Origin of the sequence: Acinetobacter sp. SM34, assembly GCF_022012365.1 — a bacterium.
In the GTDB taxonomy this organism is placed as follows: Bacteria; Pseudomonadota; Gammaproteobacteria; order Pseudomonadales; family Moraxellaceae; genus Acinetobacter.
Window position 1 is genome coordinate 1 of sequence record NZ_JAKLTP010000018.1, and the last position, 12,607, is coordinate 12,607.

General features: G+C 42.4%; 16 protein-coding genes and 2 pseudogenes. 8 read left to right on the forward strand and 10 right to left on the reverse strand.

The window, feature by feature from the left end; translation table 11 throughout:
- A partial coding sequence (locus tag LZZ98_RS13810; RefSeq protein WP_237788349.1) for a DUF805 domain-containing protein occupies positions 1 to 237 on the forward strand: 237 nt, incomplete at its 5' end.
- A 52-nt stretch (positions 238 to 289) separates the two neighbouring features.
- Here LZZ98_RS13810 and LZZ98_RS13815 read toward each other — a convergent pair.
- On the reverse strand, positions 290 to 703 hold the full coding sequence (locus tag LZZ98_RS13815) for a TM2 domain-containing protein (RefSeq protein ID WP_237788350.1): 414 nt from the start codon (positions 701 to 703) through the stop codon (positions 290 to 292).
- A 456-nt stretch (positions 704 to 1,159) separates the two neighbouring features.
- Between LZZ98_RS13815 and LZZ98_RS13820 the strand changes: the two genes are divergently transcribed.
- Positions 1,160 to 1,759: a hypothetical protein gene (locus LZZ98_RS13820; protein WP_237788351.1), complete on the forward strand. Its 600-nt coding sequence runs from the start codon at positions 1,160 to 1,162 to the stop codon at positions 1,757 to 1,759.
- A 37-nt stretch (positions 1,760 to 1,796) separates the two neighbouring features.
- Here the strand turns inward: LZZ98_RS13820 and lysM are convergent, their stop codons facing one another.
- The 6 genes from lysM to LZZ98_RS13850 form a co-directional block, all read right to left on the reverse strand.
- Positions 1,797 to 2,270: a peptidoglycan-binding protein LysM gene (gene lysM, locus LZZ98_RS13825; protein ID WP_237788352.1), complete on the reverse strand. Its 474-nt coding sequence runs from the start codon at positions 2,268 to 2,270 to the stop codon at positions 1,797 to 1,799.
- A 254-nt stretch (positions 2,271 to 2,524) separates the two neighbouring features.
- Positions 2,525 to 2,761: an acyl carrier protein gene (gene acpP / locus LZZ98_RS13830; RefSeq protein ID WP_004651013.1), complete on the reverse strand. Its 237-nt coding sequence runs from the start codon at positions 2,759 to 2,761 to the stop codon at positions 2,525 to 2,527.
- An 83-nt stretch (positions 2,762 to 2,844) separates the two neighbouring features.
- On the reverse strand, positions 2,845 to 3,579 hold the full coding sequence (gene fabG / locus LZZ98_RS13835) for a 3-oxoacyl-ACP reductase FabG (protein ID WP_237788353.1): 735 nt from the start codon (positions 3,577 to 3,579) through the stop codon (positions 2,845 to 2,847).
- Positions 3,576 to 4,562, reverse strand: coding sequence for an ACP S-malonyltransferase (gene fabD, locus LZZ98_RS13840; RefSeq protein ID WP_237788354.1), 987 nt, complete (start codon positions 4,560 to 4,562; stop codon positions 3,576 to 3,578). The genes fabG and fabD overlap by 4 nt, the downstream gene beginning before the upstream one ends.
- 205 nt (positions 4,563 to 4,767) lie before the next feature.
- Complete coding sequence (gene rpmF / locus LZZ98_RS13845; RefSeq protein WP_004279227.1) at positions 4,768 to 4,950, reverse strand: 50S ribosomal protein L32; 183 nt, start codon at positions 4,948 to 4,950, stop codon at positions 4,768 to 4,770.
- 77 nt (positions 4,951 to 5,027) lie between these two features.
- Entirely contained in the window at positions 5,028 to 5,585 is a 558-nt protein-coding gene (locus LZZ98_RS13850; RefSeq protein ID WP_237788355.1) for a YceD family protein, read from the reverse strand.
- Positions 5,586 to 5,682: 97 nt separating this feature from the next.
- Between LZZ98_RS13850 and LZZ98_RS13855 the strand changes: the two genes are divergently transcribed.
- From LZZ98_RS13855 to LZZ98_RS13865, 3 genes are all read left to right on the forward strand, one after another.
- Positions 5,683 to 6,345, forward strand: a complete 663-nt coding sequence (locus tag LZZ98_RS13855) for an elongation factor P hydroxylase (RefSeq protein WP_237788356.1) — start codon at positions 5,683 to 5,685, stop codon at positions 6,343 to 6,345.
- A gap of 84 nt (positions 6,346 to 6,429) precedes the next feature.
- Entirely contained in the window at positions 6,430 to 7,047 is a 618-nt protein-coding gene (locus tag LZZ98_RS13860; RefSeq protein WP_237788357.1) for an L-threonylcarbamoyladenylate synthase, read from the forward strand.
- Between the two features lie 54 nt (positions 7,048 to 7,101).
- Positions 7,102 to 7,401: a hypothetical protein gene (locus tag LZZ98_RS13865; protein WP_237788358.1), complete on the forward strand. Its 300-nt coding sequence runs from the start codon at positions 7,102 to 7,104 to the stop codon at positions 7,399 to 7,401.
- 10 nt (positions 7,402 to 7,411) lie between these two features.
- Here LZZ98_RS13865 and LZZ98_RS13870 read toward each other — a convergent pair.
- Positions 7,412 to 8,123, reverse strand: a pseudogene (locus tag LZZ98_RS13870) (GNAT family N-acetyltransferase).
- Between the two features lie 377 nt (positions 8,124 to 8,500).
- Here LZZ98_RS13870 and LZZ98_RS13875 point away from each other — a divergent pair.
- The 3 genes and pseudogenes from LZZ98_RS13875 to rluB form a co-directional block, all read left to right on the forward strand.
- Positions 8,501 to 9,295 (forward strand): segregation and condensation protein A, encoded by a 795-nt coding sequence (locus LZZ98_RS13875; RefSeq protein WP_237788359.1) that lies wholly within the window; start codon positions 8,501 to 8,503, stop codon positions 9,293 to 9,295.
- Positions 9,292 to 9,882, forward strand: a complete 591-nt coding sequence (gene scpB / locus LZZ98_RS13880) for an SMC-Scp complex subunit ScpB (protein ID WP_237788360.1) — start codon at positions 9,292 to 9,294, stop codon at positions 9,880 to 9,882. The genes LZZ98_RS13875 and scpB overlap by 4 nt, the downstream gene beginning before the upstream one ends.
- Before the next feature lie 41 nt (positions 9,883 to 9,923).
- Positions 9,924 to 10,778: pseudogene (gene rluB, locus LZZ98_RS13885) on the forward strand (23S rRNA pseudouridine(2605) synthase RluB); the annotation flags it as partial.
- Between the two features lie 416 nt (positions 10,779 to 11,194).
- On the opposite strand, the gene bioD reads toward rluB, so the two are convergent.
- Together bioD and bioC are read right to left on the reverse strand one after the other, a co-directional pair.
- On the reverse strand, positions 11,195 to 11,839 hold the full coding sequence (gene bioD / locus LZZ98_RS13890) for a dethiobiotin synthase (RefSeq protein WP_237788361.1): 645 nt from the start codon (positions 11,837 to 11,839) through the stop codon (positions 11,195 to 11,197).
- Positions 11,836 to 12,606, reverse strand: coding sequence for a malonyl-ACP O-methyltransferase BioC (gene bioC, locus LZZ98_RS13895; RefSeq protein WP_237788362.1), 771 nt, complete (start codon positions 12,604 to 12,606; stop codon positions 11,836 to 11,838). The genes bioD and bioC overlap by 4 nt, the downstream gene beginning before the upstream one ends.
- Position 12,607: the final 1 nt, after the last annotated feature.

Here is a 12,607-nt window from a genome sequence, read left to right on the forward strand (position 1 = left end):
GTACAAATGATTGATGCAATACTCGGTACAGATCGCCTTTTAAATGGCTTATTGAATCTGGCCTTATTGCTACCGAGCTTAGCTGTCGGTGCCCGTCGTCTACATGACACAAATCGTTCTGGTTGGTGGCAACTTCTTGTTCTGACTGTTATTGGCATTATTCCCCTTATCATCTGGTGGGCAACCGATACCAAGGCTGAAAGCAATCAATGGGGTCAGCCAGCTCGACAAATTTAAATCTTAGAATCAAAAAAAAGGGCGTTGATCGCCCTTTTTCATTTATCTCGACTTAACCATATTTTCGGGCAAAATCTTCATCTGAGGTACATAAGTAAATAATGAACTCAATGAAAGCCACAATCGCAGGGATAAAGGTCCAGAAGAAAATCAGATAAACAATGCCCCAGCCAACTTGCCCTAAATAAAACTTATGTACACCGAAGCCACCGAGAAAAAAGGCTAAAATTGCAGCCACAATCCTGTTTTTCTCACCCAATTGAGTCGCAAATGCTGGAGCTGAACTCAGCACATAAATGTCGTTGGCCTGACCTGTTCCATCCACGGTAAAATCAACTTTCTGACCTCTAGCAGGTGGAACTTGTCCACGCCAGCTTGCTCCAGAAAAGTTATAGCGGTTCTGGTCATCGCCACTAATCACACCAGAATTACTTTGAATAGAAAAATCCAATATCTGACCTTTCATAAATACCCTTATTTTTCTTTACATTAGCTTTTAAAGCATACGTTCAATTGCACACATTTAAAATATTTTTAATCACATTTTTCTAGGCGTATCAGCTTTGTTTTTTATTTCCTTCGGCTAATTTTTTAACCAATAAAAAATCTCAGCAGCCGCTTTATAATTTAAAGCGTAAAAATTTGAATCTAAAAATTGCATAACAAGATTTACGTTCACACTCAAATCTACAACAAAAATAGCCAAACCCGACTAAGCTCAAAAAACTTACAATAGATGAGCACAGGAAAGACCAATACAAGAAAATAATGCGCGAAAACGAGCATTAAAAAATCCAGATGCGGCTCAATTGGAGTCACATTGATCACAACCGCATACAATAGCTGTCCCGTGATGGAATAGTCATTGTACAAAAAATTGCAATCACACCCTCTTTATCATTTTCTTGAAAGGTGATGGTTCATGGACATAGCAGCTGAATATCCCCTATTTCAATGTCGTTATCTGCCGCGTTTTTTAATTGGGCTGATCTTTATCCCTGCCATATTTATTGTTTTAGCGCAGCATTCACTCAGTAGCATCAATATGGTTCAGGATTTCAGTAGCCTGATTCAGTATTTATCGCATCAATCCCTGTCGGGCTGGTTAATGGTGATGCTTTTCATCATATTGGCCTGTATAACGATGAACATTAAACTTGTGGTCACTAGCCAAAGCATATCTGTTCAAAGCTTAGGAATAAAGCTCAATAAGCTGGTGCAGCGCGATAGGCTGTTCAAAGCCCAGCTTTATTCTTCGCATGCCTCAAAGTATCGTATGCTAAAGCCTCTCACAGCAGAAGCATTAAGCAAGGCGCAACAGTGGAAAACCTGCAGGATCGGCTTTATTTTAAAGCCTGAATTCCGCAAGCAATATAAAATGGCGCATATCGACCTGAATATGTTGAATGAGGACAACCGACGACAGCTGATCCAGATTTTGGCGCAACACTACTATTTAGACCCTAAATTTTTTTTAGGCAGAGCACAATTTGCCAGACGAAAACTGCAGCACAAATTTTAATAAAAAAGCGCTCTCCGCGCTTTTTATCATTCCCTGTTTAGGCCGGAATACGCAGCACCTGCCCTGGAAAAATGTCATCGGCATTTTTTAGCAAGGGACGGTTGGCTTCAAATATTTTGTTGTATTGATTAACATCTCCATAAAATTCTTTGGAAATTTTAGACAGGGTATCTCCCGATTTGACGGTATAGAATTTACTTTCAGGTGCCGGGGTAGCGACTGTCATCTGATCATCCACCTGGGCGACATGATCGATATTTCCCACCGCCAATACAATTTTTTCACGGTCAGCCTGGCTTTGCACCTGACCTTTAATGGTCGCCAGATCCGTCGTGCCATTATAACTAACAGATAGCCCAGTTACAGGTAGTCTCAATGCCTTGATATGCCCTAGAAGCTTGTTTGCAATTTCCTGTGCAGAGGGTTCAGCTGGAGTGGCAGGCGCAGCCTGTTGTTCTGCGGGTGCTGTATTTTTTTTACCAATACCTTTTACAAAATCAAAAAGACCCATTGTATTTCTCCATCATTATTATTTGTACGATTTAAAAATAGCGCTCTTTTTTTATACCTAAAATCTATTCACAGAAAGGTTGTCTTTGGTCAAGCATCAGTAAAGATTTGTAGGGTCTGTTGACATTTCATAAATGGCTTGCGTTGTCGCAAACATAGAAGAATTGTCAACAGACCCTATTTATAATTTTGATTATTCAATAAAAAAGCCACCTTTCGGTGGCTTTTTTATATTCAGCAGAGCTGAAACAACAATTAACCTAGTTTCTTAGAAACATAGTCAATAGCTGATTGAACAGTTGTGATTTCGTTAGAATCTTCATCAGGGATAGTGATGTCAAAATCATTTTCGAAAGACATAACAAGCTCAACTAAGTCCAAAGAGTCAGCACCTAAGTCATCCATAAAAGATGCTTCGTTTTTGATTTCTTCAGCTTTAAGACCAAGTTGTTCTGCAACCGCTTGTTTGATACGTAGTTCGATATCGCTCACAGGAATTCTCCTCATTGCTTGTGGCGTTTTTAATGCCGTTAGTTTAATTGAATATCTTATTTTTGCAAAGTTTATAGTTGAGCTTAGCTCATGTATAAACCGCCATTTACATGTAAAACAGTACCGGTAATGTAACTTGCCTTCTCGGAAGCCAAGAAACTTACAGCATTTGCGATATCTTGTGGATCACCTAAACGGTTTAACGCCACTTGATCACTCATTTTCTTGCGAATGTCTTCACTGAGTTGTTCAGTCATTTCTGTTGCAATAAAGCCTGGAGCCACGGCATTCACGGTAATTTGGCGGCTTCCCATTTCTTTTGCCAGACTGCGACCAAACGCTTCTATGCCTGCTTTGGCAGCAGAATAGTTGGCCTGTCCTGGATTTGCAAAGTGTGCAACGACAGAACTGATATTAATAATGCGGCCAAAACGTGCCTTGGTCATGCCTTTTAAAACACGCTTAGACAGGCGATATACGGCTTTCAAATGAATATTGAGAATGTCATCCCAATCATCTTCTGACATACGCAGTAACAAATTATCTTTGGTAATACCGGCATTATTCACTAATGCAAGTACAGGGCCATGTTTTTGTTCAATTTCTGTAACCAGAGCATCAATCGCTGCTGCATCACGTACATCAAGAACTTTACCTGCGCCATTTTCAGCAAAACTTGCAGATAACTTTTCTGCGCCTGCTTCTGAAGTGGCTGTACCTACTACAAAATAACCGTCTTGAATCAATTGCTGAGCGATGGCTGCACCAATCCCTCTGCTCGCGCCTGTCACTAATGCGACTTTGCGTTCCTGTGTCATGCAATTTTCCCTTCCGCCACTAAAATGGCGCTTAACGCATCTTCCATACGACTGTTGCTGTCGAGTGGGAATGCTTTTTCGATATTTGGTAAACGCTTCGCAAGGTTAGCCAACACATTCCCCGGACCACATTCAACCACGTACTGCACTCCCTGATCTTGAAGGAACTGCATGGTCTTGGTCCATTGCACAGATTGATACAATTGTGCAGTCAATGCCTGACGTAACCCTGCCACATCTGTCGCGATTTCCGCGTTGACATTTTGTATTACAGGAAGGCTAGGTAGCTCAATGGCAGTATGTTCCAAAGCTTGTGCAAATTTGTCAGCAGCTGGTTTCATCAGTGAACAATGCGATGGCACAGAAACTGGCAAGGCAATGGCTTTACCGCCATTTTCTTTGGCCAAGTCCATGACCGCTTCTACCAAAGTCTTATCACCAGCAATCACCACCTGGCCCTGAGCATTGTAGTTAGCAGCTTCTACTGAACCACGCCCCTGTATATTGACCTGTTCACATAGCTCAAGCACTTTGGCATCTTCCAGCCCCAAAATCGCAGCCATTGCGCCCTGACCTTGCGGTACTGCATCTTGCATAAGTTTGCCACGCAAATTGACCAGCTTAACTGCATCACCCAGTGACATCGCTCCAGCGGCAACCAATGCGCTGTATTCACCCAGAGAGTGTCCTGCAAGATATTTTGGTGCCACCCCACCCAATTCTAACCACACACGCCATAAAGCGATTGATGCTGTCAACAATACAGGTTGGGTAAATTCAGTCTGATTTAAACCTTCGCCGCTTTGTGCAATCTGCCATAGGTCAAAACCCACAGCTGCCGATGCTTCTGCAAAAGTTTCTGTCACGCTACTAAACTGTTCAGCCAATTCTGCGAGCATGCCGACTTTTTGTGAGCCCTGACCCGGAAATACAAATGCTGTTTTCGTTGCTTGAGCGACTTGCTCGAGTTGTTTAGCAGACATAAAAAAATCCTGTAATGAAGTGATATTGTTATTCAACAATCGGTTAAATAACCAACATACACTTATGTAAGCTTATTTACGGAACGGAATTTAACATTTAATTTTTGTTTTGGTAATTGCCAAATACAACAAAAATACAGCACAAAAAAAGGGAGCTTAACGCTCCCATTTTTTCTACTAAGCTTGACGCTTAATACATCATCAATTATTCAGCAGATGCTTTAGCGAATAATTGGCGACCACGGTAGATACCATCTTTAGATACGTGGTGACGACGGTGAGTCTCGCCAGTAGCTTGGTCTACAGTTAATGCATTCTCGGTTAAAGCGTCATGTGAACGGCGCATGTCACGGCGAGAGCGACTTTTACGGTTTTGCTGAACGGCCATGATGGCTCCTTACAAAGATCGAAAAAATGGATCAGAACAAATTCAGTTGTCTTATACTTAACAGTATAACACAAAAATTAGTTAAGTTTACCCTTCAAACTTGCCAAAACACCAAACGGGTTGTCCCGTTTTTCTTCGACAATGTCCTCAGCGGCAGGTTGATGCTTATGCTCACAAACGTCATGCTTAGGAGACAAAGGCACCAACAATAACAATTCATCTTCTATCAGAGAAAGTAAATCAGCCGTCGCAGGCGCATCATAGCTACCTTTTGTCGTTGCTTCACTTTCACCTAAGACGATGAAATCAGCATCCTCATCCAAGCGCTCTATCAGTGATTCATCATCCACAAGCGCTAAATGAAAGTCTGAAACGAGAGAGATTTCAACGGGATTCAGACAACGCTGACATTCCATTGGCACTTTCGTTTCAACATGACCATCTAACCATACGACACGATGATACGCATCCATTGATAGCTTACAGTCTATGTTGATCAATTGGTTATCAATTGATCCAACAGCTTCACGGGAAATTCGAACAAAGCGAGACAATGGCAGTGTACCTGACCATGTAAAGCCTTGTTCAGCCCATTTAAACGGCTCAATCTGTGCCGGAAAGGTATTTGCTGACATAATTAAGGCGGCAATTCTACAAATTCATCGGTACTCTGTCAAAGATTAAGATACAATTTTGTACTTATTTAGACAGATCAATTGGGTAATACAAGTCATGCATCAGTTGCAGCCGCAACCTGAAGTCACCACTTCATTACAGTTAACTACTTATTCAACCTCAAGTTCTGCTGTTTATATCGACCCTGTGCAACTCTCACCTTGGGCCAGTTTGCAAACAGAAGTTCAACAAGTAGATTGGCTTATACTACACTTTAATCACTGGTTTTCCCACTTAAATGTGAGTTTAGTCAAAGGCGATTTTGAACCTGAATATTTTCCGGCAACTGCAGATGCCCCTGCCCGCATTCAATTTGCCCATGGCTTCTTTAATAGTGCCTTACATGAAATCAGCCACTGGAGCATTGCCGGAGAGCAAAGACGTTTATTGCCAGATTTAGGCTATTGGTATGCCCCAGATGGACGCAGTGCTGAACAGCAAGCGCTGTTTGAACAGGTCGAAATCAAGCCGCAAGCGATTGAATGGATGTTTGCCAAGGCCTTTGGACGAAAGTTTCGCGTGTCTTTAGATAATTTAACTGGTGATAGTGGTAATGGTGCCAGCTTTAAAGACAATGTTTTTGCTCAGGTTCAGCAATATTTTAAAGGTGAGGCCAAGCTTCCACGTGATGCTGCACATTTTATTGTCTGTATCTGTGCCTGTACCCGGGGTGGCAAAACATTACAAAGTGATGAGTTTCAACGTCACATGTTGGATTAAATTACACAAAATCATCACAGCTTGATTGCAAGACTTTGTAAAATCAACAGATAATGTCTAACAACAAGTCGGGGGAGAATAAATATGCTGCATTTAAGAATACATCCTGATAATCCTCAGCCGCGTTTGATCACTCAGGCGGTAGAGCGGATTCGCGCCGGTGATGTGGTGGTTTACCCGACCGATGCCGCTTATGCCATTGGCTGCCAGATCGGAAATAAAAATGCCATGGAGCGGATTGCACAGATTCGTGGCTTAGGGCCGAAACATCAATATGCCATTCTGTGTTGTGATTTATCCGATATTGCTACCTATGCCAAGGTGGACAATGCCATGTATCGGTTGCTTAAAAACAATACCCCCGCTGTCACCACCTTTATATTACCTGCAACCAGTGAAGTCCCTAAGCGACTGATGCATCCTAAAAAGAAAACGATTGGCCTGCGTATTCCAAGCAATCCGATTTGTCGAATGTTATTGAAGGAATTGGACGAACCGCTATTAACCAGTACGCTGATTCTTCCCAATCATACAGAGCCTTTAGATGATCCGTATGATATTGAAATGGAACTAAGCAAACGGATTGATGTATTTGTCGATGGCGGTCTGGGAATTTTAAATACCACCAGTATCGTGGATTTATCCGGTGATCATCCTGAAGTGATCCGTCGCGGTATGGGTGATGTCAGCGCGTTTGAATAAGCACTGTTAAGATTAAATATTAGGGAGTGATCAGGATCAAGGAGTAGCGCTAAAATGGATCTGTTTTATGTGCTGCTCAACTATCATGATTTTGAGGCAAATAGCCGCATTTATGCGGAAATTCCCTGGACACTTGAGTCTAAAGTCAAAATTATTGCGGCAGAGGCTGAGCAAGCCCCTTCCCTGATGATCAATAACACCGCATATGCGTTTTTCTCAGAAATTGCATTGATTCACAAATTATCCAGCCTCTATCAAACTCAGAATCTATGCCTGCAAGACAGTGCGCAACGAATCATCGAATTCATCCTCAAGTTGTCTGAACACACCTCAACAGATCACTCATCGCAATAGCGCAGTAACATTAAAGAAAATCACGCAAGCGCATTTTTTGTTGACCATTCACGTCAAAATTATCGGCTTTTAACCAAGCCAGATAGGCCTTTTCCAATTCAGGCCATTCTTGATCCAGAATGGAAAACCAGGCGGTATTGCGGTTACGGCCTGGCAAATACGGTCTTGACGAAAAGTGCCTTCATGCTGAAAATCAAAACGCAAGGCAGCACGTTTGGATGGCAGGTTCAAGTCATCACACTTCCATTCCACACGGCGAAAGCCCTGCTCAAAACAAGCTTTTAATAATAAATAACTTCTGTCGAAGCTGTGGACTGCTTCATTAAATATGAAAAATAAATATTTCCAATTTCAATAACATGATCTGCAGAACGCTGATTCAGCAAGCCTAGCCATCCCACAAACGTATGATTAACCTCAACCAGATAATGGGTTGAATCTTTAAAACCAAAGCTCTTTTCAAGAGCAGCCCGTAATTCCTCTGCACTTTCAAAACCTGAATAAGGCAAATAAGTCCAACAACTGCGATCTACTTCGCCATGTACACATTGCCAAAGTTGCTGCATCCGATTCGGGTCAAGTATTGCTGAGGACAGCACCTGCAAGGTGGCATGTTTTCCATACAAGCGGTCTGCTAAAAAACTGATGGGGAAAGGATTAGACACCGGAAGTCCAATAAATTGACCATATTCATTTTCTTGTAGTGTTTGATTATTTTTCATGACAATTAGATTTCTTTTTATTGGCTTTAATATTGTCTAAAAATTTTGTTTTATTCTATTCCGGACTTTCTTTAATTTTATTCAGTATATAAGGCTGGAGACATGGCCAGCTTTGTCCATGAAAATTTAAATATTAAATCCAATAGATCGGTCTAAAGAATCAAAATCCTACAAAACCAGTCCATTTCACATAATCAAGCCGCTCAAAAACCTTACTTAATTTCAGGTTTTTTTGTATTTGATCACTTAACTAATTTATTTGAAGTCAAATTTCCATTACACTAGCGCTTACTAAATTACGTGCTTTTTCTTTCGATGCGAGATCGAAGCAAAAGCCTTCTGCATGCCTTTGAAAATTCGCGTGGCCTATAACTGCAATGAATCAACCTATCCATAATCCTATGGAGCCAAGCTCACACATCCGTGTTATGGATGAGTGGCAAGAATCGATTCCAGAGGATTTATATATTCCTCCTGCTGCATTTGAAATTCTGTTAGAGCATTTCGAAGGTCCACTCGACTTCCTGATTTACCTGATTCAAAAAAGCGGTTTTGACTTATTACAGCTCGACATCGCTCCAATTGCCGCACAGTATCTATCTTATATGGATGCCATGAAGTCCTTGAATATTGAGCTGACGGCAGATTATATGGTGATGGCAGCCTTATTGGCCGACCTGAAATCACGACTGCTGTTGCCAAAACCGAGCGCTAGCATCGTCGTTGAAAAAGATCCCAAACAGGAACTGATTGACCGACTGGAAACCTATTTACGCGTGAAACAGGCGGCTGAACGTCTGGGTCAGATGCCGGTTCTGGAACGTGATACCTTTCCAAGCAATGTCAGTCTGGGGCATGTGGTGCAAAGCAATGAAGGCTATGATGTCAGCCAGCTACGCGATGCCCTGTTTTGTGTGTTTAACCGCCCAGAACCGGTGGTTCATCAAATTCAACAAGAACCCGTACTGCTAGAAGAACGCATTGCTTTTATTGAAAGCCGCTTACAGTCAGGTGAAATCCTGCATTTCGAGGCCTTGCTGAAACCGAGTCAAGGACGTATGGGTATGGTGGTCACCTTTATGGCCATTTTAGAGCTTAGCCGCCAACAAAAAGTGAATATTATTGCGACAGGTATTGAAGCGCCACTGGCGATTCAAGGAGTACAAGCATGATAAATGATCAAGCGATACCCCTATCTGTTGCTGATAACCAACATGAAGTTTTGATGCAACTGGAAGCCATTATTTTTGCCAGTGAAACAGCTGTTTCGCTTGCACGTTTGAAAGAAGCCTTCCAAAATCAATATAATAAACAGGAATTGCGTCAGTTGTTACAACAGCTCGCCATGCTACAACATGGCAGATCAATCGAACTGGTAGAAACCGCACAAGGGTTCCGTTTCCAGGTTCGGGCTAAATATCGCAATATCATTACTCAGGTGTGGCCGGAACGACCAACTCGTTTATCGCCTACCCTGCTCGAAACCCTTGCTGTGATTGCTTATCATCAACCAGTAACCCGAGCAGATATTGAACAGATTCGTGGAGTTTCAAACAATAGTCAGATCCTTCGATCATTGTTTGACTGGAACTGGATTAAAGAGTCCGGTTTTAGAGAACTTCCGGGAAGACCCGCGTTGTTAGTTACAACGCCACAATTTTTAAATGCTTTTGGCCTGTCTTCACTGGGTCAATTGCCTCCCCTGCAGGATGCCAAGGAAGCTTTTATGGCGCTCGATGCTCACGCACCGAAGTCATAGATAGGTGAACTGTTGATGATAATTTCTAAGGTTATGCTGTCATGAGTGAAAAATTACAAAAGGTGCTTGCACGCGTAGGTTTGGGTTCTCGCCGTTATATGGAAGAAGTCATTGCTGCTGGTCGTGTGAGTATCAATGGACGCGTTGCCCAAGTGGGTGAACGCATTGAACCGGGTGATGAGCTTCGCATCGATGGTCGTAAAGTCCAATTTCAGATTGAAGATGAAATTCGTCGTCGTGTTCTGATTTACTACAAACCAGAAGGTGAAATTTGCTCACGCAATGATCCTGAACAACGTCCAACCGTATTCGAGCAACTGCCTGCGATTGCTAATGATCGCTGGGTCATGGTCGGCCGTCTGGATATTAACTCAACTGGTCTTTTACTGTTCACGAATGATGGTGAATTGGCCAACCGCCTCATGCACCCATCAAACGAAATTGAACGTGAATATGCTGTTCGTGTGATGGGTGAAGTAACGCCACAAATCAAAAACAACATGCTTAAGGGTGTCGTTTTAGATGATGGTCCGGCAAAATTTGAATCATTCACTGAAATTGGTGGTGACGGGATTAACCGTTGGTATCAGGTGGTGGTTAAAGAAGGTCGTAACCGCGAAGTGCGTCGTATTTTCGAATCACAAGGTTTAAAAGTCAGCCGCCTGCTTCGTACCCGTTATGGTACTGTCATTCTACCGCGCGAACTTCGTACCGGTCGCTGGATGGAGCTCGATAAAAACGATATCGATAACTTAACCAAAGCTGTTGAGTTAAAACCGCGTCAAGGCACAGGCTTGTTTGGTATGGCAAAACGTCGTACTGAGCGCATGCAAGATAAACCAATGGCGGCACGTCGTGGCGGTTATTTACGTCAGCAACGCCGTGACACCGAAGAGGGTGAAAATCAAAACCCAATGGCCTATGCACAGCGTGATCGCCGTGAAAACCAGAATGGTCATGCGCAACGTCGTCAAGAGAGCACCCAAACCGGTAATGCTCAACGCGAACGTCGTGACAGCAATAGCAATGGTTTTGGCCAACGCGGTGAGCGTCGCCAAGACAGCAACCAAAACACTTATGCTCAGCGTGAATCACGTCAAGGCAACAGTAATAGCTATACACAGCGTGAAAACCGTCCTGAAAACTTTGGCAATCAAGGTACTTATGGCCAACGCGAACGTCGTGATAAAAATGCGCCACGTAAACCATTTGGCAACAAAAGCTTTAAAAAGTTTTAATTTTTAAAGCTTTTCCTTGCAAATAAAAAGCCACTCTATTGAGTGGCTTTTTTATACCCTTTTTTAGGGGAGAATTAGAATAAAACAGGAATATCAATCCACTGTGCCTTGGGAAAATGTTTCACCAAATACGCTTTTAAATACTCAGATGTATCTTTAGAAATCAATGCATCTTGCGATTCATCATTTAAGTTATAAGCCAGGGCAAACAGTTCCAGACCACGACTTTTTAAAGCTTCTAAGCTCAGCAAAGTATGATTAATACTGCCTAAACGACCTGAACTGACCAAAATTACCGGGAATTTCTTTTCTGCCACATAATCAATGGTCAGTAATGTTGTGGTTAAAGGCACCATCAAGCCACCAGCACCTTCCAGCAAAACCACCTCATATTTATTCGCCAATTGCTGAGTTGCATCTGCAATTTTCTGAAAATCAATTTCGCGACCATCAATTTTGGTCGCCAAATGCGGCGAAGCCGGATAAGTAAAAATTTCCGGCATGGTCAATTTAGTTTCATCTTCCGGAAACCAGCCCATTTTCATAATTTCACGATGCTGTTCGATATCTTCAGAAATATCGGTATTGCCGGTTTGCACCAGCTTTTGGGTAATGGTTTTTTTGCCCTGCTGATTCCATAACTTGGCCAAGTAGCCTGTGGTATAAGTCTTGCCAATTCCGGTATCAATCCCACTGATAAAATAAACATCTGCTGTCATGCTGTGCTCCGAGCAATGCAATAAATAGGATGGTAACTGAGCTGGTATTGTCGTTGTCCCATCTGATCAAGTTGTGAAAATTGCTGATAGCCCTGATAAAACTGCTGTAAAGACTGTTTGCTCCAGCGATGCTGCGAAGCGGTTGCAGTGACCCCGGTAGCCTTTAAATGTTGCAGTACAGCTTTAGGATGGGAAAAGCTCAGCATTTCCAGGTTTTCGGAAAGATGCAGGATTTCAAAACTCTGCTTAAGCAGCTTGTTCTGAATCTCATCAAGAGTCAGATAATTCAGTCCTTGCCCAGTCAGTGCCTTAATTTCTCGTAAATTCTGCTGACCGAAAGTGGAAAAACACAAATAGCCATTTTCGATAAGCGCCGCTGCACTTTTTTTAAAGATCGAATCAATATCACCCACCCATTGCAAAGCCGAACTGGAAGTAATCAGGTCAAGGGATTGCGGAAAATCCAGTTGCTCAATATCGCTAATCCACCATTTTAGTTTCGGATCATTTTGAAAATGCTGCTGAACTTCAGGATACAGGTCATTTAAAAACAGTTGTTGGATTGCAAAATGCTGCATCAGCAAGTGACTTAAATTGCCTGATCCACAACCGATTTCAAACACACGGTCTAAACTGTTTTTGGATATGTATTCTTGCATCAACCCAATTAAATGCTGGCAAATCTGTTTTTGCACCACCGCATGTTGAGCATAACTTTGCCCGGCCTTGGCAAAACGCTGTGAAATTTGGGATTTATCAATATTCACG

Excerpts from the sequence above, each read along its gene's own strand:
- LZZ98_RS13815 (WP_237788350.1), bottom strand. The coding sequence starts at position 703 with ATGAAAGGTCAGATATTGGATTTTTCTATTCAAAGTAATTCTGGTGTG.
- LZZ98_RS13820 (WP_237788351.1), top strand. The coding sequence starts at position 1,160 with ATGGACATAGCAGCTGAATATCCCCTATTTCAATGTCGTTATCTGCCG.
- lysM (WP_237788352.1), bottom strand. The coding sequence starts at position 2,270 with ATGGGTCTTTTTGATTTTGTAAAAGGTATTGGTAAAAAAAATACAGCA.
- fabG (WP_237788353.1), bottom strand. The coding sequence starts at position 3,579 with ATGACACAGGAACGCAAAGTCGCATTAGTGACAGGCGCGAGCAGAGGG.
- fabD (WP_237788354.1), bottom strand. The coding sequence starts at position 4,562 with ATGTCTGCTAAACAACTCGAGCAAGTCGCTCAAGCAACGAAAACAGCA.
- rpmF (WP_004279227.1), bottom strand. The coding sequence starts at position 4,950 with ATGGCCGTTCAGCAAAACCGTAAAAGTCGCTCTCGCCGTGACATGCGC.
- LZZ98_RS13850 (WP_237788355.1), bottom strand. The coding sequence starts at position 5,585 with ATGTCAGCAAATACCTTTCCGGCACAGATTGAGCCGTTTAAATGGGCT.
- LZZ98_RS13855 (WP_237788356.1), top strand. The coding sequence starts at position 5,683 with ATGCATCAGTTGCAGCCGCAACCTGAAGTCACCACTTCATTACAGTTA.
- LZZ98_RS13860 (WP_237788357.1), top strand. The coding sequence starts at position 6,430 with ATGCTGCATTTAAGAATACATCCTGATAATCCTCAGCCGCGTTTGATC.
- LZZ98_RS13865 (WP_237788358.1), top strand. The coding sequence starts at position 7,102 with ATGGATCTGTTTTATGTGCTGCTCAACTATCATGATTTTGAGGCAAAT.
- LZZ98_RS13875 (WP_237788359.1), top strand. The coding sequence starts at position 8,501 with ATGAATCAACCTATCCATAATCCTATGGAGCCAAGCTCACACATCCGT.
- scpB (WP_237788360.1), top strand. The coding sequence starts at position 9,292 with ATGATAAATGATCAAGCGATACCCCTATCTGTTGCTGATAACCAACAT.
- bioD (WP_237788361.1), bottom strand. The coding sequence starts at position 11,839 with ATGACAGCAGATGTTTATTTTATCAGTGGGATTGATACCGGAATTGGC.